Source organism: Hymenobacter persicinus (genome assembly GCF_004167665.1).
Classification (GTDB): domain Bacteria; phylum Bacteroidota; class Bacteroidia; order Cytophagales; family Hymenobacteraceae; genus Hymenobacter; species Hymenobacter persicinus.
This window is the reverse complement of the sequence record NZ_SEWE01000032.1, coordinates 35,334-55,505: the sequence shown is the minus strand read 5'-3', so window position 1 is coordinate 55,505 and position 20,172 is coordinate 35,334. Positions and strand designations below refer to the sequence as shown.

Here is a 20,172-nt window from a genome sequence, read left to right as displayed (position 1 = left end):
TTACTGCACCACCACTTCCACCCGGCGGTTGCGGGGCCGCTGCTGCGGGTCCCGGTTGTCGGCCACGGGGCGTGTATCGCCGTAGCCCTTGGCCGTCAGCCGCACCGAATCGATGCCCTGCTGCACGAGGTAGCGCCGCACCACCCGGGCCCGCTGCTCCGACAGGCGCAGGTTCAGGGCCGGCTCGCCCACGTTGTCGGTGTGGCCCGCAATTTCGAGGCGAAGCGCGGGCTGGGCCTGCAGGGTGCGGGCCAGCTGGTTGAGCATGGGCCGCGAGGCCGGTAGCAGCGCGGCCGTGCTCTGGGTGAAGTACAGGTTGGGCAGCGTAACGGCCGCCCCCCGGCTCAGGGCCGATAAATCGGGCAACGACTTGGTAGCACTATCAGCAGCGGGCCGGGGCACTGGCGTGGGCACTACGGCGGCGGGCCGGCGGCGCAGTACGGCCGTGGGCTTCGGGGCGGGTGGCCGAGCGGGTACCAGGGCAGGCTTGGCGGGTGCCGGCCCGCCCGAGCTCTTCGCTGCCACGGGCGGCGCGGCTGCCGGAACCGGAATGGGCTTGGCCGTGGGGGGCAGCGCGGCGTAGAGAAAAGCAGGTGGTATCGGCGCGGGTTCGGCCGACGGCTCATCCGGGCGCTGCCAGGCCAGCAGGGCCCGGGTGTCCCGCTGCATTTGGTAGTACTCGACCCGCAGCGGATAGTAGCGCCCCCCGATTAGGTCGACTTCGGCCGTGACTTCGGTGGCCGCCTGGTCGTGCCAGGAACTCAGGACTTTCTTGCCGCCCACCCACACCCGCATGCCGTCGTCGCTGACCATGCGGAAGGTGTAGCGGCCGGTGACCGGGGCGTAGAGGTGGCCCATCCAGCGCACCGAGAAATACTCGGCCGGCACGCCCGGACCAGGCTCCACAAACTGCTGGGGCGCCTTGTTGGGGCTGGATGGGCCCAGAGTCCAGTTGAAGTCGATGGTCGGGTCGAGACGGGTGAGTACCAGCTTCTCGAAGTTCCTGCCGTCGTAGTACTGCGCCCGCAGGCCGGCGCCGGCCGTTTTGGGCAGGCGCTGCCCTAGCAGCGCCGCGGGCAGCAGCAGCAAGGCAGTCCACAGGAGCAGGCGAAGGGGAGGTAGCATAGCAATACGAAGCATGGCGGGCCGGCGTAAACCGTGGCCCGAAGGACAGCCGAAAAAGCGGAATACCCCGGTTCTTTCAAAATTGGATTCCGCAAATTCCTGCTGTATCTTCGTGATGTTACTTATCCAGAAAGACCGAGGGACTGGGCCCGACGACGTCTTGGCAACCTGAAATAAAACAAGGTGCCAACTCCCATTTCACAGCTCCGGCTCTGGAAGAAGATAAGAACAGGACTCGCCCCGCGCGGCTCTTTCTGGATAGGCTTTTTAGTACCGCCTTATTTGGAAAGCCGCCGATATGCAGCCCACGCCCCGCCCCGCCTCCCCGCTTTACGACATTCTGCAGCAGCGCATCCTCGTGCTCGATGGGGCCATGGGCACCATGATTCAGCGCCACACGCTGACCGAGGAGGACTTTCGCGGCTCCCGCTTCGCCGACCACCCCAAACCCCTGCGCGGCAACAACGACCTGCTCAGCCTGACCCGCCCCGACATTATCCGGGGCATCCACGCCGACTACTTCGAAGCCGGGGCCGACATGGTGGAAACCAACACGTTCAGCGGCACCACCATTGCCCAGGCCGACTACGGACTGGAGCACGTGGTGTATGAGCTCAACTTCGAATCGGCGCGCATTGCCCGGGAAGTGGCCGACGAGTTCACGGCCCGCAACCCGCAGAAGCCCCGCTTCGTGGCCGGCGCCATCGGCCCCACCAACCGCACGGCCTCGTTGTCGCCGGACGTGAACCGGCCCGGCTTCCGCGCCGTCACCTTCGACGAATTGGCCACCGCCTACCACGAGCAGGTGCGCGGCCTCGTGGAGGGCGGCTCCGACACGCTGCTGATTGAAACCATCTTCGATACGCTCAACGCCAAGGCGGCCCTGTTTGCGGTGCAGAAGTTCTTCGACGAAGGCGGCAAAGTCGTGCCGGTTATGATTTCGGGCACCATCACCGACGCCTCCGGCCGCACCCTCTCGGGCCAGACGGTGGAGGCCTTTTGGAACTCTATCAGCCATTTGCCTTTGCTGAGCGTGGGCCTGAACTGCGCCCTCGGCGCCGACCAGCTCCACGGCTACGTGAAAGAGCTGAGCCGTCTGGCCGACGTGCACATTTCGGCCTACCCCAACGCCGGCCTGCCCAATGCTTTCGGCGGCTACGACGAGTCGGCCCAGGAATTTGCGGCCGTCGTCGAAAATTACCTCAAGGAAGGCATCGTGACCGTGGCCGGCGGTTGTTGCGGCACCACGCCTCAGCACATTGCCGAGCTGGCCAAGCTGGCCGATAAATACCCGCCTCGCCGGCTGCACCAGGTACCCCCGGCCACCCGCCTGGCCGGGCTGGAGCCCTTCGGCATCACGCCCGACTCCTTGTTTGTGAACGTGGGGGAGCGGTGCAACGTGACCGGCTCCCGGGCCTTTGCCCGCCTGATCCGGACCGGCGCCTATGAAGCCGCGCTCCAAGTAGCGCGTGAGCAGGTGGAAGGCGGCGCCCAGGTGCTCGACGTGAACATGGACGAGGGCATGCTCGACTCCGAGCAGGCTATGACGACCTTTCTGAACCTGATTGCCTCCGAGCCCGACATTTCCCGGGTGCCGGTGATGATTGACTCCTCGAAGTGGAGCGTGCTCGAAGCCGGTCTGAAGTGCACCCAGGGTAAGAGCATCGTCAACTCGATTTCGCTGAAGGAAGGCGAGGAAGTGTTCAGGCAGCGCGCCCGTACGGTACGGGCCTACGGCGCGGCCATGGTGGTCATGGCCTTTGATGAAAACGGGCAGGCCGACACGCTCGAAAAGCGCATTGCCATCTGCAAGCGCAGCTACGACATCCTGGTGAACGAAGTCGGCTTCCCGGCTTCGGACATCATCTTCGACCCCAACATCCTCACGGTGGGCACTGGCATGGAGGAGCACCGCCACTACGCCCTCGACTTTATCGAGGCCGTGCGCTGGATCAAGCAAAACCTGCCCGGCGTGCTCACCAGCGGCGGGGTGTCGAACATCAGCTTCTCCTTCCGCGGCAACGACGTGGTGCGCGAAGCCATGCACTCGGCCTTCCTCTACCACGCCATCCGCGCCGGCCTCGACATGGGCATCGTCAACCCCGGGCAGCTGGCCGTCTACGACGAAATCCCGCAGGATTTGCTGGAATTGGTGGAAGACGTGCTGCTCAACCGCCGCCCCGACGCCACCGAGCGGCTCGTCGATTTCGCCGAGACCGTCAAGCAGAAGGATAAGGTGGAAGTGGTAGCCGACGCCTGGCGCAGCCTGCCGGTGGCCGAGCGGCTTCAGCACGCGCTGGTGCGCGGCATCACCGAGTTTATCGACCAGGACACCGAGGAAGTGCGCCAGCAGGTGGGCCGCCCGCTCGAAGTCATTGAAGGCCCGCTGATGGCCGGCATGAACGTGGTCGGCGACCTGTTCGGGGCCGGCAAGATGTTTCTGCCCCAGGTGGTGAAGTCGGCCCGGGTGATGAAAAAGGCCGTGGCCTACCTGGAGCCCTACCTGCTGGCCGACAAGCAGGGCTCGGAGCGGCAGACGGCCGGCAAAATCCTGCTGGCCACCGTGAAAGGCGACGTGCACGACATCGGCAAGAACATCGTGGGCGTGGTCTTGGCCTGCAACAACTTCGACATCGTGGACCTGGGCGTGATGGTGCCCCTGGAGCGGATTCTGGACGAGGCCGTAAAGCAGCAGGTCGACGTTATCGGCCTCAGCGGCCTGATTACGCCCAGCCTCGACGAGATGGTGTACGTGGCCCAGGAAATGGAGCAGCGCGGCCTGAAAATCCCGCTGCTCATCGGTGGAGCTACCACCTCCCGCCTGCACGCGGCCGTGAAGGTGGCGCCCTCCTACTCCGGCCCCCTGGTGCACGTGCACGACGCCTCCCGCTCGGTGGGCGTGGCCGCCAGCCTGCTGGGCTCCAGCGCCGAAGCCTACGCCCGCACCGTGCGCGACGAGTACACCGCCCTGCGCCAGGATTACGCCGGCCGCCAGCGCGAGAAAAGCTACCTGCCCATTGAGGCGGCCCGGGCCAACGGCTTTAAGTCGGACTGGACCGCCGTGCCCATTACCAAGCCCACGTTCCTGGGCACCAAAGTCCTCGATAACTACCCGCTGGCCGAGCTGGCCGAGTACATCGACTGGACGCCGTTCTTTCATACCTGGGAGCTAAAGGGCCGCTACCCGCGCATCCTGGACGACGAAAACCTGGGCGAAGCCGCCACCAAGCTCTTCGCCGACGCCCAGGCCATGCTGCAAAAAGTCATTGCCGAAAACCTGCTCACGGCCCGGGCCGTGGTCGGCTTCTGGCCCGCCAACACCGTCGATGCCGACACCATCGAAGTGTACGCCGACGATACGCGCAGCCGCGTGCAGACCGAGTTTTTCACCCTGCGCCAGCAGGGCGAAAAGGGCCCGAACATTCCCAACCTCGCCTTTTCCGACTTCCTCGCGCCCAAGGACTCCGGCCGGCCGGACTATATCGGGGGCTTTGCCGTCACGGCCGGTTTGGGCATTGAAAAGCTCATCGAGCAGTTTGAGGCCGACCACGACGATTACTCGGTTATCATGATCAAGGCCCTGGCCGACCGGCTGGCCGAGGCTTTTGCGGAGCGGCTCCACCAGCGGGTGCGGGAGGAGTTCTGGGGTTACTCGGCCGACGAAAAGCTGACTAAGGAAGAGCTGATTCAGGAGCAGTACCGCGGCGTGCGGCCCGCCCCCGGCTACCCCGGCTGCCCCGACCACACCGAGAAAATCACCCTGTTCAAGCTGCTCGACGCCGACAACCAGACCGGCATCCAGCTCACCGAAAACCTGGCTATGTACCCCGCTTCCTCGGTCAGCGGCCTCTACTACGCCCACCCCGATTCCCGCTACTTCGGCCTGGGTAAAATCGGCAAAGACCAAGTCGAGGATATTGCCCGGCGCAAAAACATGCCCGTGGCCGAGCTGGAGCGGTGGTTGTCGCCGAACCTGAACTACGAGCCTACCACCGTGCCCGTCACGGCGCTGTAGGAACGTAAGTTCCCCTCCTTTTTTTCAAGGAGGGGTGGCCGAAGGCCGGGGTGGTAAAATTGTTGAACGACCCGTTAAAACTAATTCTGACTTGTTCAACGACTGTCACCCACCCAACTCCTCCTCATCTGAGGAGGGGAGCTACCATTACCCACGCAATGCCTCTTCGGCCCCTGGTCGGAGCTCTCTATGAAAGTAACCGACCACCTGTCCCGCGCCGCCGGCAAGACGCTGTTTTCCTTCGAGGTGCTGCCGCCCCGCAAGGGCGAGAATATCCAGACGCTGTTTTCGAATATCGAACCTTTGCTGGAGTTCAAGCCGCCGTTTATTGACGTGACCTACCACCGCGAGGAGTACGTGTACCGCCAGCACCCCAACGGCCTGCTCGAGAAGAAAACCGTGCGTCGTCGGCCCGGCACGGTGGGCATCTGCGCGGCCATCAAAAACCGCTTCGACGTGGACACCGTGCCCCACCTCATCTGCGGGGGCTTCTCGAAGGAGGAAACCGAAAACGCCCTGATTGACCTGCACTTTCTGGGCATCGACAACGTGCTGGCCCTGCGCGGCGACCCGATTAAGAGCGAAGGAATGTTCAAGCCCGAGCCCGACGGCCACAGCTACGCCTGCGACCTGATCGGGCAGGTAGCCAACCTCAACAAGGGCGAGTACCTCGACGAGGAACAGGACGACACCTGGGCCACCAACTTCTGCATCGGCACGGCCGGCTACCCCGAAAAGCACTTCGAGGCCCCCAACTACGGCGCCGACCTGCGCTACCTCAAGCACAAGGTGGACCGCGGCGCCGAGTACATCGTGACCCAGATGTTTTTCGATAACGAGCAGTTTTTCGCCTTCGAAAAGCGCTGCCGCGACGCGGGCATCACCGTGCCCATCATTCCCGGCCTCAAGCCCCTGACCACCAAGGGCCAGCTCACCATGCTGCCCCGCTCCTTCTACCTCAACATCCCCGAGGAGCTGGCCGAAGCCGTGCACCTGGCCCCCGACAACGAGGCGGCCCGCCAGATTGGCATTGAGTGGTGCATCAACCAGAGCCGGGAGCTGATGGCCCACGGCGTGCCCTGCCTGCACTACTACTCCATGGGCAAGTCCGAATCCATCCGCCGGGTGGCCGCGGCGCTGTTTTAAAGGTAAACTGGTGAACTTGTGAAATGGCGAGTTTTCGTTCTATTAGCGCTACCTGCGCCAATGGCACGGCAGCATGGCAGCCCAGCGTCACCTTCACAAATTCACCATTTCACTATCTCACCATTTGACTCCGCTCGACGCCCTGTTTGACCAGCTGCGCACGGCCACGGTGCCGGCCGAGATTGAAGCCCTGCAAAACGGCATCTGGCAGCTCTGGCTCGAAACCGGCGACGCCCTGCTCGACAAGCAGCTCGAGGCCGGCATGCGCGCCTTGGCCGCCGACGATTACACCCTCGCCATCCACGAGTTCAGTGCCATCATTGAGGCCCGGCCGGCGTTTGCCGAGGGCTGGAACAAGCGCGCCACGGCCCGCTACCTGCGCGGCGAGTACCGCACCTCCCTGCTCGACATTGCCGAAACCCTGCGGCGTGAGCCCCGCCATTTCGGCGCCCTGGCCGGTTGGGCCACCATCCTGCGCATGCTCGGCGACGACCGGGGTGCCCTGCACGTGTTGCAGCGGCTGGCCCGCATCTGCCCCCACCTGCCCGGCCTGCAAAGCCAGCTGCGTGACCTGCAGGACCGCCTCGGCGGGCAGGCCTGACAAACCAACTTATTTTTTGGCGAGAACCGGAATAGTTGTAAATTTCCCGGATCAATGGTTTGCTCAAGCCCGGTATTAGTCTCCGTATCAGTCTGCTTATCATTGGTTACCGAGTTAAATACAGTTTAGCAGCGCTATCAATATCCAGCGCCCTTAATTGTATTTAAACGGTAATAATTTTACCAATTACTTTCTTCCCCGTTCGGTCCGCCGCATGGAAAAAGGAAGTGGTTGGCTTTTGCCCGCGCCCTGCTGCCATCCCCAATTCCCACCAATTATGAACAAACTCTTACTGTTTGGGCTCTTCGCCCTGCTCCTGCCTTTTTCCTCCCTTGCCCAGCGCCTGCGCACTACCGACACCGAAAGCGGTATGCTGGAGAAAGGCACCAAAGTCGGCGTCTGGGAGTACTACGCCCACACCCGCGACGGCCGCCAGGTGAAGGTGCAGAAGTACGACCACACCACCAAGAAGCTTATTTTCTTCCGCCCCGTGGAAGACATTCCCTACCTGGTCGAGCTGCAGCCCGGGCAGTGGACCCGCAGCCGCGTCGACCAGCCTCCGCTGTTTATCGGTGGCGACGTGGCCTTGGCAGCTTACACGAGCAAGCTGGTGTATCCGACGGCCGCCCAGCAGCGCAACCTGCAGGGCAAGGTGCTCATTGCCGTTACCATCGACACGCTGGGCCAGGCTTCCAACCACAAAGTTCTGCTCAGCGTGGGCGGGGGCTGCGACGAGGAAGCCATGCGCGTGTGCCGCAAGATTCCCAACCAGTGGATTCCGGCTCGTAAGGACGGCCACGCGGTGCCGGTGGTCTACGAGCTGCCCTTTACCTTCAAGCTCCAGGCGCCGGTGGTGGTTGCGCAGTAAGGCGCAGGCCGGCGCCGGGCAGATGGGGCCTACATCCCCGGCGCCGGAATTACGTACACCCCGGCTATGAAATCATCCAGCCTGTTTTTTCTGCCAGCGGCGGCCCTGCTGGCGGCCGTTGCCCTGACCAGCTGCGACACTACCCCGCGGGAGCGGCAGGAGATTGTGCGCACCGAAGCCCGCAACCTCGACAGCCTCGCCGACCGGGCCGCGGCCAAGCTCAAAACGGCCGGGCACCGCGCCGCTACCTTCGACTCAACCTCGCGGGCCCGCAACCGTCAGCCTCTCGACAACACCAGTCTGAGCACGTTTACGGCCGAGCTGCTGGGTACCTACGCGAGCATCGAAACGCTGACGCCCACCACCATCGAGCCGGCCTACAAGCAGTTTTTGCAGCAGGTGCGCGCCCGGCAGAAGCAGTGGACCCAGCGCGACTGGGACTACGCCACAGCCATCTACAAGCGCCTCAACGAGCAGCTCAAGGCCATCCGTCTCGACGTGAAAGGCCGCGACGAGCTCCACATCCGCGCCCTGCAGGCCGAGTTTACGGCCCTCGAAACTGGCCGCGACGTGAAGGATTTGGGCCAAGCCGTTAAAAACTAGCCGTGCTTACCCCGCTTCGTAAAGCCCCGTCTTCGTTACGGGGCTTTTTGCGTCTACTGCCCGCCCTGGCACTGCTGGCCGGCTCTGCCCACGCCCAAAGCCCGATTACCAGCGCCGAAACCGTGCCCGCCGCCAACCAGTGGCTTCAGCCCGGCGACCGGCTGCAGGTGCGCCTAAAGGGTCTGCCCGGCCAGCGCGTCACGTTTCTGCGCGGCTTGCCCATGCCGGAACTGAACCCGGCACTGACGAAGGGGCAGCGCGGCATCTACCAGGCTACTTACGTGGTCCAGCCCGGCGACACGCTCCACAACCGGCCCATTCAGTTTCAGGTTCTGCGCCCCGACAGCACGGTGCTGGCCTCGGCCGTCAGCCGCTCGAAGGTGCGCTTTCTGGACGCGAATATACCCCAGCTGGCCGTTACCAAGGGGCCGCTGGCGTATCTGAATTACGGCCTGGGCGAAGACCGGCTCGGCGGGGCCAAGATGGGCTACCTCGATTCGCTCGTGGTGCTGCACCTCACCGGCATGGTGGGCGGCCAGTACCGGGTGCGGCTAGCCGAGAATCAGCAGGCCTGGGTGCCCCAGGACGTGGTGCGCCTGCTGCCGCCCGGCAGCTTCGTGCCTACGTCCCTGACCGGCTCCTGGAGCGTCAGCGGCGACTCGCTCTACGACTACGTGCGCGTGCCGCTCGATGCCCGCCTACCCTACCGCTCCGAGCTGCTCCAGGACCCGACCACGCTGGTTGTGGACGTATTCGGGGCCACTTCCAACACCAACTGGATAACCCAGCGCGACGGCATTCGGGAGCTCGGCGACGTGCGCTACCAGCAGCTCCAGCCCGACGTTTTCCGCCTGATTTTGCCCCTGCGCCACCAGCAGGCCTGGGGCTACAGCATTGGCTACCAGGGCAACACGCTGGTCATCAAAGTAAAGCGCCCCCCGGCCAAGATGCGCCTGCGCGGCCTCATCGTCGCCATCGACGCCGGGCACGGGGGCGAAAACGTGGGAGCCACCAGCACCGCCGGCAGCCAGGAGAAGGTGCTCACGCTGGCCATTGCCCAGAAGCTGCGCCGGGAACTGGAGCAGGCCGGCGCCCGGGTACTGATGACCCGCGAAACCCAAGCCACCGTCGACAACGGCTACCGGGTGCTGCTGCTGCGCCAGCTGCGCCCCGATCTGCTGGTCAGCATCCACGTCAACTCGGCGGGCAGCCCCGCAGTGCAGGGCACGAGCACCTTTTACCGCTACGTGGCCTTTCGGCCGCTGGCGCTGGCCCTCTACGAACAGATGCGGCAGACTGGCCTCAAGGGTTTCGGCAACGTGGGCAGCTTCAACTTCGGCCTCAACGGCCCTACCGAATACCCCAACGCTCTGGTTGAAACGGCTTTTCTCTCGAATGCCGAAGACGAAAAGCGGCTCGTGGACCCGCAGTTTCAGCAGCAGATGGCCGAACGGATGCGGGCCGGCCTGGAAGGTTTTCTGCGTGCCAGCCGGGCCCAAGGTCCGCGGGGCTGGCTGCTGAAGGAGCCCGCGCTGCGCTAAACGCGAGGCACCTATAGCTGTTTAGCAATATTTATCCGTACACGGGTGAGAATAGGCCGTTAAAGCGGCTATCTTCCTTGTCTCCAAGCACCACGACCCCAATTGCTGGCCGGGCTGCGGCCGGGACCTCGCTCTTTTTCTTCTAACCCACCACATCCCCATGGCAGTTTCTCTACTGGACCGCAGCCGCACCATTGCGGGCCCCGGCTACAACCGCTGGCTGATTCCGCCCGCCGCCCTCGCCATTCACCTTGCTATCGGCCAGGCCTACGCCTTCAGCGTCTTCAAAAAACCGCTTGGCGCCCTGCTTAGCGGCGACGTGGACCATCCGGCCACCGGCGACTGGACGCCCGGCCAGATCGGGTGGATTTTCTCCATTGCCATTGTGCTGCTGGGGCTGTCGGCGGCCATCTTCGGCAAGTGGCTCGAACGGGTTGGGCCGCGCAAGGCCATGATGGCGGCGGCCCTGTGCTTTGCGGGCGGCTTTTTTATCGGCTCCCTGGGTGTGCACCTGCACAGCCTGCCCCTACTGTACTTCGGCTACGGCTTCGTGGGGGGCATCGGCCTGGGCATCGGCTACATTTCGCCCGTCAGCACCCTGATTAAGTGGTTTCCCGACCGCAAAGGCGTAGCTACCGGCATGGCCATTATGGGCTTCGGAGGCGGGGCCATGATTGCCTCCCCGCTGTCGGTGGCCCTGATGGCTCACTTCAAGGACTCAGCGCCAATGGGCGTGGCACCCACCTTTATCACGCTGGGCATCATCTACTTCCTGTTCATGCAGTTCGGCGTTTGGACCATTCGGGTGCCCGCCGACGACTGGGCCCCGGCCGGCTACGTGCCCAACGCCGAGCACAGCGCCCTGATTACCAGCGGCAACGTATCAGCCGACAATGCCATCAAGACGCCCCAGTTCTGGCTGCTGTGGGTGGTGCTGCTGACCAACGTGACGGCGGGTATCGGCGTGCTGGAAACGGCCTCGCCCCTGATTCAGGAAACATTTTCCGACAAGGCCATGGGCCCGGGCCGGGGCGTGACCGTGGCCGCCGCCGCCGGCTTTGTGGGGCTGCTGAGCTTGTTCAACCTGCTCGGCCGATTCTTCTGGTCGTCGGCCTCGGATAAGCTGGGCCGCAAGGTCACCTATGCCATTTATTTCGGTCTGGGCATCGTGATGTACGCCCTGGTGCCCACGCTGGGCCATAACGCTCAGCTCACGCTGTTCGTGGTGGTGGCCTGCGTGATTATCAGCATGTACGGTGGGGGCTTCGCCACGATTCCGGCCTACCTCTCCGACCTGTTTGGCAAGTACCAGGTCGGTGCCATCCACGGCCGGCTGCTCACGGCCTGGAGCACGGCGGGGGTGCTGGGCCCGGTTATCGTCAACTGGCTGTCGGAGAGCCGCAAGGCCGAAGGGCTCAAGGGCGCCGCCGCTTACCAGCCCGTGTTCTACACCATGGCGGGCCTGCTGGCCGTAGGCTTTCTGGCCAACCTGGCCGTGACGGCCGTCAATGAGCGCTACAACGAAAAAGGGCCCGTAACGCCCGAGGCCGGCGGCCACTAAGCCCCACCTGTTCACTTTTCTTTTCCCTAGTTCGCCATGAATCAACCCGCCAATTCGACTCCCGCTTCTACCACCGAAACCAGCTCCTCCACCGGCGCGCTGGTCATTGCCTGGGCCTTCGTGGGTATCCCGCTGCTCTGGGGCGTGTCGCAGACTTTTGTGAAGGCCCTGGCCTTGTTTCAGTAGCCGCGTATTTCGGCGCATACCCATGAAAAAAAGAGCATTTGGCCGGGCGCCAAATGCTCTTTTTGTTTGTTTCTTAGGCTCCGATTATGCCTTCCGAATCATGACCTCCCAGCCGCCGGAATCCCGCATTGTGCTCCTCGAATCCTTTGCTGACCCCATCACGGCCCACTTGGCCAAGGGCCGCCTGGAGGCCGAGCAGATTCCCTGCTTTCTGACGAATGAAAACCTAGTTTCGCTCAACCGCCTCTACGGGCCGGCCTCGGGCGGCGTGCGCCTGCACGTGCGGGAGCAGGACGCGCCGGCCGCCGCCGAAATCCTGCGCTACGAAACCGTGCCCATGACCGTCGCCCGGGCCGACGACACCCCACCCGCCGACGAGCTGCACTGCCCCGCCTGCGACTCCACCGACGTGGCCTTCGGACCCGCCACGCGCAACACCTACAGCTGGCCCATGCTGCTGCTGTCGATGGTGCTGGGCTACCCGTTGCGGGGCAAGCGCTACCACTGCTTCCACTGCCGCCACGAGTTCAAGCGCACGGAGGGGAAACTGTGAAATGGTGAATTGGTGAATTGATGTTCGGCCGGCGCGGATCTACGCCAAATGCGCAAACGGAACGACAACTCACCATCCCACTATCTCACCTCTTCCCGAAAGCGTACCAGCGGCAGAGCCTCCCCGGCCCGAAACTCCTCCTGCTCGGCATCGAGGCGCAGAAATCCGTCGCACTGGAGCAGGGAGGCCAGGTCGCCGGAGCCCCCGGCGGGCTGGGGGTGGGCCAGCAGGCAGCCCTGAGGCGAATAGTCTAGTTGCACGGGCAGAAAGTGGGTCAGGCGCGGCCGGAAGGTAACGGACGCGGCCAGCTGAGCTTTGAGCTCGGGCCGCGGGGCCTGGGGCTGCAGGCATTGCCGCAGCCAGGGCCGCACGTACTGGTAGAAATTAACGAAAGTGGACACCGGATTGCCGGGCAAAGCAAAGACTACCGCCCCGCCGGCCTGTTGCCCAAACCAGAACGGCTTGCCCGGCCGCTGCCGCACCTCGTGAAATACCTGCGCCACTCCCACTTCCTGCAACGCGCCGGGCAGAAAATCGGCCTGGCCCTTCGAGACGCCCCCGCTGAGTACCAGCGCGTCGAAGGTGGCCAGCAGCGGCGGCAACCCCTGGCGCAGGGCAGCCTGGTCGTCGTTGAAATGAAAGATTTCTGCTTCGGCCCCGACTTCAAGCAACGCCGCCCGCACCATGTAGGCATTGGAGCGCCGGATCTGGTGGGGCAGCGGAGCTTGGTCGAGTTCCACCAGCTCGTCGCCGGTGCTGACCACGGCCACCCGCAGCCGCCGGGCCACCGGCACCGTACTGGCTCCGATAGTTGCCGCTACCGCAATTTCGGCCGGCCCCAGCCGCACCCCGGCCGGCAGCAGCAGGTCGCCCTGCCGGCGGTCGGCAGCTTGGCGGTGCACGTTGTGGCCAGCGGCGGGCGGCGGCACCAGCACCCGGGCAATCCGGCGGCCGGCTTCTTCCCGCAGCTCGAGGTCTTCGTAGCGCACCACGGCGTCGGTGCCGGGCGGCAACATGGCTCCGGTCATAATTTCGATGGCCGCGCCCGGGTTCAGCAGCGGCTGCGGCACGGCTCCGGCCAGCTGGGTGGCCTCAATGGGAAACTCCGTCTGCCCCCCGGCCACGGCGGCAAAGGCCACGGCAATGCCGTCCATGGCCACGCGGTGAAAGGGCGGAAAGTCCCGGTCGGCGTGCAGCGCGATTTGCAGCACGCGGCCGGTAGCTTCGGTCAGCGCAACGGTTTCAGTCGGCTGGGGACGGACGGTGGCCAGCACGAGGCGGGAGGCTTCTTCAACGGAAATCATGGCGGCGGAATATGGCAAACGGGAAAGCAGGAGCGCAAAGTACGCCCGAACCCGCTCATCGGCGCCCGCGCCGGGGCCCGGCGTCCGCCGCCGAGCTGGATTTGCCGTTTAAGCTGCGTTGCCCCGGCCGGGGCCCGGCTGGTTTTTACGCGGGGTTCCGCAGTTTCTCGCAACTTTTGCCGGCTGCTCCGGCTTTTTCTTCACACGCTCCTTCTGCCTTATGTCCGACCTTGCTTCTTCCTTCACCCACCTCAACGCCGCCGGGCAGCCCGCTATGGTCGACGTGGGGGCCAAGACTCCAACCCGCCGCCTGGCCCGGGCCCGCAGCCGCGTGGTGCTGGGAGCCGACATTCTGAAGCTGGTCCAGGCCGGCGACCTGCCCACCCGCAAGGGACCGGTGTTTCAAACCGCCATTCTGGCCGGCATCATGGCCGCCAAGAAAACCGCCGACCTGATTCCGCTTTGCCACCCGCTGGGCCTCGACGACTGCCAGATTCAGATTGAGGTGCAGGAACCCGACGCCATCCACATCATCTGCACGGCCACCGTAACCGGCAAAACCGGCGTGGAGATGGAAGCCCTGACCGGCGCTTCCGTGGCGGCCCTCACCGTGTACGATATGTGCAAGGCCATGTCGCACGACATCGTGATTCAGGAAACCCGCCTGCTGGACAAAACCGGCGGCAAAAACGACTTCCACCATGCCGGCTAATGCCCCCACTCCGTCCCAGACCCGGACCAAGCACGCCGCCCTGGCCCGCCCCGCCGTGGGCGAATTCAGCCGCCACGAGCTGGCTATTCTGGGTGCGCCCTGCGGCAAGATCAAGGAGCTGGTCACCCGGCTGCTACCCTTGTTGGCTCCCGCGCTGAGCGTGGGCTACGTCGATGCCGACCACGCCGCCGGGGACGAGGCCGCCGAGGGCGGCGCGGGCGGGGCCAGCCCCATTATGCAGGCCGGAGCCAGCGCCGAGCTGACCGACAAAATTACCTTCCGCCGGGTCGACCAGCGCCGGGAGCTGGACAGCTTTGCCCAGAAAGAGTTGCTGGCCCACCAGAGCCTGGTGCTCGTTAATGGCAACCACTTTCGCGCCCGCCAGCAGATCATCATCCTGGACCCGGCCAAGCCGTTGGAAAAGAAGCTGGACCGCCTCACCGACGTGCAGCTGATCCTGCTCTCCGAAGGCGTGCGGGAGTTGCCGGCGTACCTGCTGGCGCACTTTGCCGAAAAGGGCCAGATTCCGACCCTGCTGCTGGACGATACCGAAGCTGTTGCGGCCTTTATCCGGGAGTGGTGGCAGCTGCACCGGCCGCCGCTGCGGGGCCTGGTGCTGGCCGGGGGTCGGAGCCAGCGCATGCTCACCGACAAGGGCCGCCTCGCCTACCACGGCCAGGAACAGCGCGCCTACGCGGCGCAGCTGCTGGCGGCGGTGTGCTCCAACGTGCACGTGTCCTGCCGCCCCGACCAAGTAGCCGAGCTGCCCGCCGGCCTGCAGGCCCTGCCCGACCGATTCCTGGAGCTGGGGCCGCTGGGCGGTATTCTGAGTGCCCTGCAAACTGACCCCAACGCGGCTTGGCTGGTGGTAGCCTGCGACCTGCCTTTGCTGACGGAAGCCACCCTGCGCCACTTGGCTGGCCACCGCAACGCGGCCAAGGTCGCCACGGCGTTTCAGAGCCCCGAAAACGAGTTTCCCGAACCCCTGATTACCATCTGGGAGCCCCGCAGCTACGGCGTGCTGCTCCGCTTTCTGAGTTTGGGCTATTCCTGCCCCCGCAAGGCCCTGATCAACTCCGATATCGAGCTGCTGGCCGCCCCCGACCCGCGGGAGCTGCGCAACGTGAACACGCCCGACGAGGCGGAGCAGGTGCGCCGGGAGTTAGGGCAGCCCACTGGAAAATAAACCGGCCGGAGTCGGGGGGCGCCTGCTACTTTCGGGCGTCACCCCGACTCTAGCCGTTATATGATCCGCTACTATCTGCTCCTGCTCAGCGTCCTGCTCAGCGCAACTACTGCCACTGCCACCTCGCTACCTGACCGGCTGCCAGACCACCAACTCACCGGGCCGGCCCCGCTCGAAACCGGTCCGACTTACCCAGCCGACCACGATACGGCATTTGCCACGGGCTCGGGCCTGCAACTGACCAACCTGAGCCGCCGCCAGCTCGACAACCTGGCGGTGTTGGGCCGGGTGTGGGGCTTTGCCAAGTATTATCATCCGGCAGTGGCGGCCGGGCAGCACAACCTCGATGCCGCCCTGCTGCGGGTGCTGCCCCTGGTGCTGCGCAGCCACTCGGTACAGGCCCGCAGCCGCGTGCTGAGTGCCTGGCTCAGCCGCCTGGGTCCCGTGCCGGCCTGCCCTACTTGCCGGGAGCCCGCCCCCGACTCCCTGCGCCTGCAGCCCGACCTGGCCTGGCTAACCGACAAAAAGCAGGTGAGTGCGCAGCTAAGCCGGCAGCTGGAACACCTGCGCCGCAACCGCAACCAGGGCCCGCACTACTACGTGCGGCTGGCGGCGGGCGCCCACAACCCGGTCTTTGAGCACGAGAGCAGCTACCCGCGCCTGCAAGGCAGCCTGCCCGATGACGGCCTGCGCCTGCTGGCGCTGTTTCGCTACTGGAACATGATTGCCTACTTTTTCCCCTACCGCTACGCCATTGGCGAGGACTGGCAGCCGGTGCTCAACGAGTTTATTCCGACGTTTCTGGGCGCCCGCACGCCCGAACAGTACCGGCTGGCGGCCCTGGCCCTCATTGCGCGTCTCCACGACTCCCACGCCACCCTCTTCGACGCCGACAAGGTGGTTGCCGCTTACCGGGGCACGTTCTTCGCGCCGGTGCAGGTGCGTTTCGTGGAGGGCCAGGCCGTGGTGACGGGCTACTTCGACCCGCTGCTGGGCCCCGCCACCGGCCTGCTGCCCGGCGACGTGGTAACGGCCGTGGACGGGCAGCCGGTGCCCACACTGCTTGCGCAGCGCCGCCCGCTCACGCCGGCCTCCAACGACGCGGCCCAGTTGCGCAACGTGGCCCGGGACCTGCTGCGCGGCAGCACCGGGCAAGTGACGCTGCTCGTGCGCCGCGACGGCCAGGAGCGGCCCGTGACCCTACCGCGCTATCCTGCCGCCCGCCTGAATATGGGCCTCAACAACGGCACTGCCGACCCCAATGCCCCCGCCTGGCACACCTTGCCCGGCAATATCGGCCACCTTACCCTGGGCTCCCTGCTGAGCAAAGACCTGCCGGCCATCATGCAGCAGGCCCGAACCACGAAGGGCCTGATCATCGACATTCGCAATTACCCGGCGGACTTCGTGGTCTTCACCCTGCCGCAATACCTGCTGGCCAAACCGGTGGACTTTGTACAGTTCAGCGAGCCGCTCACGACTTACCCCGGCACCTTCGTGCGCAAACCTTACTATAAGTTGCCTGAGGGGGAAGGTCCGGTGTACGCAGGCAAGGTGGTCATTCTGGTGAACGAGTTGTCCCAGAGCCTTTCCGAGTACACGGCCCTGGCCCTGCGCGCGGTGCCAGGCGCCACCGTACTGGGCAGCACCACCGCCGGCGCCGATGGCAACGTGTCGGCCATCGTGCTGCCCGGCAACATCGTCACCCGCATTTCGGGCCTGGGCGTTTACTACCCCGACGGCCGCGAGACCCAGCGCGTGGGCATCGTGCCCGACGTGGAGGTGAAGCCTACCATTGCCGGCATCCGAGCCGGGCGCGACGAGGTGCTGGAGCGGGCCGTGGAGCTGCTTACCAATAGTCCAAAGCCCTGAACCCGGCGCCTACGGATGGGCGGCCACCCAGACGGAGCCGTCCTCGTATTCTTCCTTTTTCCAGATGGGCACCACCTGCTTGATGGTGTCGATGATAAACTGGCAGGCGGCAAAGGAGTCGGCGCGGTGGGGGGTGGACACGGCCACGACCACGGCCACGTCCCCGATGTCGAGGCGGCCCTTGCGGTGCGTCACGGCCACTTGCCGCAGCATGGGCCACATTTCCTGGGCCTGCTCGGCTACCCGGCGCATCTGGTGCACGGCCATGGCGTCGTAGGCTTCGTAGTCGAGGCGAACCACCCGGCGGCCGGTGCTCTGGTTGCGGACGGTGCCGATAAACGAGTTGACGGCTCCCGCGCCCTCGTCCTGCACGGACGCCAGCACGGCGGCCACGTCGATGGGCTGGTCGGTAAGAAATATGTGCATTCGGTTTTGCTGTCGTCTTTCGTAAACTGACCTCCTGCGCTTGGGCAGAAGGTCAGCCGTTCTTCTTAATCCTTAGCCCCCGCTGACGGGCGGAATCAGGGCTATTTCGTCGTTTTCCTGCAGGCGGTAGTCCGCGGCGGCGTACTCGCTGTTGACGGCCACGGCAAAGCTGGTCAGCTCGCCCAGGGCGGGATACTGGCCGCGCAGCTGGTCCATCAGGCCGGTTACCGACTGCTGGTCGGGCGCGGTCAGGTCGAGTTGGGAGCTACCCACAATTTCTTTGGCAATGCCAAAAAGAGCAATTTTCAGTTTCATTTGTTTATCTCAGTCGCCGGGGCTGGTATACGCGGGCCGCGGTGGAACAGAAAGGCAAATTTGTCGTTTTTTGTTCTGAACCCCTTTTGCCGGTGCTTACGTTGAGGCACTACCTGATTTTCCCTGCTATGTCCGTTGCCTCCCCCGTTTTGTTCGACAACCACGGCCGCCCGCTCGAATACGTGCGCCTGGCCGTCACGGACCGCTGCAATCTGCGCTGCTTCTACTGCATGCCCGAGCAGGGCATCCAGTACATGCCCAAGCGCGAACTGCTGACCTACGAGGAGATGGAGCGGGTGGTGGGACTGCTGGCCGGCCTGGGCGTGCGCAAGGTGCGCCTCACCGGCGGGGAGCCCTTCGTGCGCCGCGACCTGGTGCCGTTTATCGGGCGCCTGAGCCAGATTCCGGGCATTCAGGACATCAGCCTGACCACCAACGGCGTGCTCACCGAGCCCCACATTCCCGAGCTGGTGCGGTTGGGCGTGCGGACCGTCAACCTGAGCCTCGACACCCTGGACCGGGCCCGGTTTGCCGCCATCACCCGCCGCGACGAGCTGCCCCGGGTGCTCGACACGTTTTACGCCCTGCTGGCCGCCGGCATCAAGGTCAAGATCAACGCCGTGGTGATGGACGGGCAGAACACCCAGGACCTAGTGCCCCTGGCCGAGTTGACCCGGGACCTGCCGGTGGAAGTGCGCTTTATCGAGGAGATGCCCTTTAATGGCGGCAGCCACGGCGCCATCCAGATTCCGTGGAGCCACGTGCGCATCCGCGAGCACCTGGAGGCGCACCTGGGCGCCTTTACGCCCATCACCAAGCAGCCCGGGGCCACGGCTTCGGAGTACAGCCTGGCCGGCCACCAGGGCACGGTGGGCATTATTGCGGCGTACTCGCGCACGTTCTGCGGCACCTGCAACCGCCTGCGCCTGACGGCCGAGGGCGGGCTCAAAACCTGCCTCTACGACCAAGGGGTGCTCGACGTGCGGGCCTTGCTGCGCGGCGGCGCCTCCGATGCTGAGGTGACGGCGGCCCTGGCCCACGCCTTCCGCCACCGGGCCGCCGACGGCTTCGAGGCCGAGCGGCAGCGCCCCGTGCACCAGCTCAGCTTCGAGTCGATGAGCACGATTGGGGGCTAGGCTTCCCTCGATTTCTTTGCGCATCTTCCCGGCTCACTTCGACTCAAGATGCTGGCTTTGAAAATTCTGCTCTGGCTCCTGGGCCTCGGCGCGCTGCTGTACGCGGCGGTAGTGAGCTTTATCTACTTCCGGCAGGAGCGCCTGCTGTTCTTTCCCACCAAGCTGCCCGCCGACTACCGCTTTGCCTTCGCCACCCCCTGGGAGGAGCGCTGGCTGCCCATGGCCGACGGCACCCGCCTGCATGGCCTGCTGTTTCGGGCCGACTCACCCCGGGGCCTGATTTTCTACCTGCACGGCAACAGCGGGGCCCTCGACAGCTGGGGCGAAGCCGCGGCTACTTACACCGGGCTGGGCTACTCGGTGTTTATGCTCGACTACCGCGGCTACGGCAAAAGCGAAGGCGTTATCAGCAGCCAGGCCCAGCTGCTGGCCGACGTGCAGACCGCCTACCGACAGCTGCTGACGGAATTTCCCGAAAGCCATATCACCATTCTGGGCTACTCCCTCGGCACGGGCCTGGCCACCTGGCTGGCCGCCCAGGAACACCCGCAGCGGCTGCTGTTGCAAGCCCCCTACTTCAGCATGCGGGCCGTGGCCCGGCAGCACTATCCCTGGGTGCCCGGCGCCATTGTGCGCTACCCCCTCAACACCGACGCCGTGTTGCCCCGCGTAGCCTGCCCCGTCGTCATCTTCCACGGCGACCAGGACGAGGTCATCGACCACCGGACCACGCTCCAGCTCAAGGCCCTGCTTAAGCCCCAGGACCAGTTTATCACCCTACCCGGCGTGGGCCACAACGGCATGACCACTAACCCATTCTACCAGGCCGCCCTGCGGCAGGTGCTGGGCCAGCCGTTGGGTTAAGGAAAACAAGCCAGAAATGACACCTTCCCTTTTCTTTTCCAGTCCGTCATGCTGAGCATTCCGCGAATCAAGCGGAGTCGAAGCATCTCTCCCGCTTCGTTGGCCTCACCCCAGCCCGCACCTGCTTGCTGCGCAGTATCTCGCTCACGCCCTGCAGT

Annotated in this window: 18 protein-coding genes and 1 riboswitch; of the genes, 14 read left to right on the top strand and 4 right to left on the bottom strand. The window is 64.9% G+C overall.

Features of this window, described 5'->3' with window-relative positions; genetic code table 11:
- On the bottom strand, nucleotides 1-1,125 hold the full coding sequence (locus EWM57_RS14665) for a PA14 domain-containing protein (RefSeq protein ID WP_165370530.1): 1,125 nt from the start codon (nucleotides 1,123-1,125) through the stop codon (nucleotides 1-3).
- A 119-nt stretch (nucleotides 1,126-1,244) separates the two neighbouring features.
- Nucleotides 1,245-1,354, top strand: a riboswitch (SAM riboswitch).
- 69 nt (nucleotides 1,355-1,423) lie between these two features.
- Between EWM57_RS14665 and metH the strand changes: the two genes are divergently transcribed.
- The 9 genes from metH (at nucleotide 1,424) to EWM57_RS14625 (ending at nucleotide 12,199) form a co-directional block, all read left to right on the top strand.
- Nucleotides 1,424-5,140: a methionine synthase gene (gene metH, locus EWM57_RS14660; protein ID WP_129921906.1), complete on the top strand. Its 3,717-nt coding sequence runs from the start codon at nucleotides 1,424-1,426 to the stop codon at nucleotides 5,138-5,140.
- Between the two features lie 189 nt (nucleotides 5,141-5,329).
- Complete coding sequence (metF, locus tag EWM57_RS14655) at nucleotides 5,330-6,286, top strand: methylenetetrahydrofolate reductase [NAD(P)H] (RefSeq protein ID WP_129921905.1); 957 nt, start codon at nucleotides 5,330-5,332, stop codon at nucleotides 6,284-6,286.
- 124 nt (nucleotides 6,287-6,410) lie between these two features.
- A complete protein-coding gene (locus EWM57_RS14650) occupies nucleotides 6,411-6,887 on the top strand; it encodes a tetratricopeptide repeat protein (RefSeq protein ID WP_129921904.1) in 477 nt (158 codons plus the stop codon).
- 277 nt (nucleotides 6,888-7,164) lie between these two features.
- Complete coding sequence (locus EWM57_RS14645) at nucleotides 7,165-7,755, top strand: energy transducer TonB (protein ID WP_165370529.1); 591 nt, start codon at nucleotides 7,165-7,167, stop codon at nucleotides 7,753-7,755.
- Between the two features lie 66 nt (nucleotides 7,756-7,821).
- Nucleotides 7,822-8,358 carry a hypothetical protein gene (locus EWM57_RS14640; protein WP_129921902.1) on the top strand — a complete coding sequence of 179 codons (537 nt, stop codon included), beginning with the start codon at nucleotides 7,822-7,824 and terminating at the stop codon, nucleotides 8,356-8,358.
- 47 nt (nucleotides 8,359-8,405) lie between these two features.
- The gene (locus EWM57_RS14635) at nucleotides 8,406-9,899 is read left to right on the top strand and encodes an N-acetylmuramoyl-L-alanine amidase (RefSeq protein WP_129921901.1); all 1,494 of its coding nucleotides are present in this window, start codon (nucleotides 8,406-8,408) and stop codon (nucleotides 9,897-9,899) included.
- 160 nt (nucleotides 9,900-10,059) lie between these two features.
- On the top strand, nucleotides 10,060-11,460 hold the full coding sequence (locus EWM57_RS14630; RefSeq protein ID WP_165370528.1) for an L-lactate MFS transporter: 1,401 nt from the start codon (nucleotides 10,060-10,062) through the stop codon (nucleotides 11,458-11,460).
- 36 nt (nucleotides 11,461-11,496) lie between these two features.
- Entirely contained in the window at nucleotides 11,497-11,646 is a 150-nt protein-coding gene (locus EWM57_RS21195; RefSeq protein ID WP_165370527.1) for an MFS transporter small subunit, read from the top strand.
- A gap of 100 nt (nucleotides 11,647-11,746) precedes the next feature.
- Entirely contained in the window at nucleotides 11,747-12,199 is a 453-nt protein-coding gene (locus EWM57_RS14625) for a putative signal transducing protein (protein WP_165370526.1), read from the top strand.
- Between the two features lie 80 nt (nucleotides 12,200-12,279).
- Here the strand turns inward: EWM57_RS14625 and EWM57_RS14620 are convergent, their stop codons facing one another.
- Nucleotides 12,280-13,503 (bottom strand): molybdopterin molybdotransferase MoeA, encoded by a 1,224-nt coding sequence (locus EWM57_RS14620; protein ID WP_129921899.1) that lies wholly within the window; start codon nucleotides 13,501-13,503, stop codon nucleotides 12,280-12,282.
- A 220-nt stretch (nucleotides 13,504-13,723) separates the two neighbouring features.
- Between EWM57_RS14620 and moaC the strand changes: the two genes are divergently transcribed.
- The 3 genes from moaC to EWM57_RS14605 are packed head-to-tail and all read left to right on the top strand — an operon-like array spanning nucleotide 13,724 to nucleotide 17,273.
- Complete coding sequence (gene moaC, locus EWM57_RS14615; RefSeq protein ID WP_129921898.1) at nucleotides 13,724-14,215, top strand: cyclic pyranopterin monophosphate synthase MoaC; 492 nt, start codon at nucleotides 13,724-13,726, stop codon at nucleotides 14,213-14,215.
- Complete coding sequence (locus EWM57_RS14610) at nucleotides 14,205-15,401, top strand: NTP transferase domain-containing protein (protein ID WP_129921897.1); 1,197 nt, start codon at nucleotides 14,205-14,207, stop codon at nucleotides 15,399-15,401. Before moaC ends, EWM57_RS14610 begins: the two co-directional genes overlap by 11 nt.
- A 60-nt stretch (nucleotides 15,402-15,461) precedes the next feature.
- A complete protein-coding gene (locus EWM57_RS14605; RefSeq protein WP_129921896.1) occupies nucleotides 15,462-17,273 on the top strand; it encodes a S41 family peptidase in 1,812 nt (603 codons plus the stop codon).
- 9 nt (nucleotides 17,274-17,282) lie between these two features.
- Here the strand turns inward: EWM57_RS14605 and EWM57_RS14600 are convergent, their stop codons facing one another.
- Nucleotides 17,283-17,699 (bottom strand): molybdenum cofactor biosynthesis protein MoaE, encoded by a 417-nt coding sequence (locus tag EWM57_RS14600; RefSeq protein WP_129921895.1) that lies wholly within the window; start codon nucleotides 17,697-17,699, stop codon nucleotides 17,283-17,285.
- 72 nt (nucleotides 17,700-17,771) lie between these two features.
- Nucleotides 17,772-18,014, bottom strand: coding sequence for a MoaD/ThiS family protein (locus EWM57_RS14595; RefSeq protein WP_129921894.1), 243 nt, complete (start codon nucleotides 18,012-18,014; stop codon nucleotides 17,772-17,774).
- 128 nt (nucleotides 18,015-18,142) lie between these two features.
- Between EWM57_RS14595 and moaA the strand changes: the two genes are divergently transcribed.
- Both moaA and EWM57_RS14585 read left to right on the top strand, forming a co-directional pair.
- Nucleotides 18,143-19,150: a GTP 3',8-cyclase MoaA gene (gene moaA / locus EWM57_RS14590; protein ID WP_129921893.1), complete on the top strand. Its 1,008-nt coding sequence runs from the start codon at nucleotides 18,143-18,145 to the stop codon at nucleotides 19,148-19,150.
- A 48-nt stretch (nucleotides 19,151-19,198) separates the two neighbouring features.
- A complete protein-coding gene (locus EWM57_RS14585) occupies nucleotides 19,199-20,014 on the top strand; it encodes an alpha/beta hydrolase (protein WP_242510080.1) in 816 nt (271 codons plus the stop codon).
- Nucleotides 20,015-20,172 lie beyond the last annotated feature (158 nt).

What these genes read in the sequence shown, in the direction of transcription:
- EWM57_RS14665 (WP_165370530.1), bottom strand. Translation starts at nt 1,125, where the DNA reads ATGCTACCTCCCCTTCGCCTGCTCCTGTGGACTGCCTTGCTGCTGCTG.
- metH (WP_129921906.1), top strand. Translation starts at nt 1,424, where the DNA reads ATGCAGCCCACGCCCCGCCCCGCCTCCCCGCTTTACGACATTCTGCAG.
- metF (WP_129921905.1), top strand. Translation starts at nt 5,330, where the DNA reads ATGAAAGTAACCGACCACCTGTCCCGCGCCGCCGGCAAGACGCTGTTT.
- EWM57_RS14645 (WP_165370529.1), top strand. Translation starts at nt 7,165, where the DNA reads ATGAACAAACTCTTACTGTTTGGGCTCTTCGCCCTGCTCCTGCCTTTT.
- EWM57_RS14640 (WP_129921902.1), top strand. Translation starts at nt 7,822, where the DNA reads ATGAAATCATCCAGCCTGTTTTTTCTGCCAGCGGCGGCCCTGCTGGCG.
- EWM57_RS14630 (WP_165370528.1), top strand. Translation starts at nt 10,060, where the DNA reads ATGGCAGTTTCTCTACTGGACCGCAGCCGCACCATTGCGGGCCCCGGC.
- EWM57_RS21195 (WP_165370527.1), top strand. Translation starts at nt 11,497, where the DNA reads ATGAATCAACCCGCCAATTCGACTCCCGCTTCTACCACCGAAACCAGC.
- EWM57_RS14625 (WP_165370526.1), top strand. Translation starts at nt 11,747, where the DNA reads ATGACCTCCCAGCCGCCGGAATCCCGCATTGTGCTCCTCGAATCCTTT.
- EWM57_RS14620 (WP_129921899.1), bottom strand. Translation starts at nt 13,503, where the DNA reads ATGATTTCCGTTGAAGAAGCCTCCCGCCTCGTGCTGGCCACCGTCCGT.
- moaC (WP_129921898.1), top strand. Translation starts at nt 13,724, where the DNA reads ATGTCCGACCTTGCTTCTTCCTTCACCCACCTCAACGCCGCCGGGCAG.
- EWM57_RS14610 (WP_129921897.1), top strand. Translation starts at nt 14,205, where the DNA reads ATGCCGGCTAATGCCCCCACTCCGTCCCAGACCCGGACCAAGCACGCC.
- EWM57_RS14605 (WP_129921896.1), top strand. Translation starts at nt 15,462, where the DNA reads ATGATCCGCTACTATCTGCTCCTGCTCAGCGTCCTGCTCAGCGCAACT.
- EWM57_RS14600 (WP_129921895.1), bottom strand. Translation starts at nt 17,699, where the DNA reads ATGCACATATTTCTTACCGACCAGCCCATCGACGTGGCCGCCGTGCTG.
- EWM57_RS14595 (WP_129921894.1), bottom strand. Translation starts at nt 18,014, where the DNA reads ATGAAACTGAAAATTGCTCTTTTTGGCATTGCCAAAGAAATTGTGGGT.
- moaA (WP_129921893.1), top strand. Translation starts at nt 18,143, where the DNA reads ATGTCCGTTGCCTCCCCCGTTTTGTTCGACAACCACGGCCGCCCGCTC.
- EWM57_RS14585 (WP_242510080.1), top strand. Translation starts at nt 19,199, where the DNA reads ATGCTGGCTTTGAAAATTCTGCTCTGGCTCCTGGGCCTCGGCGCGCTG.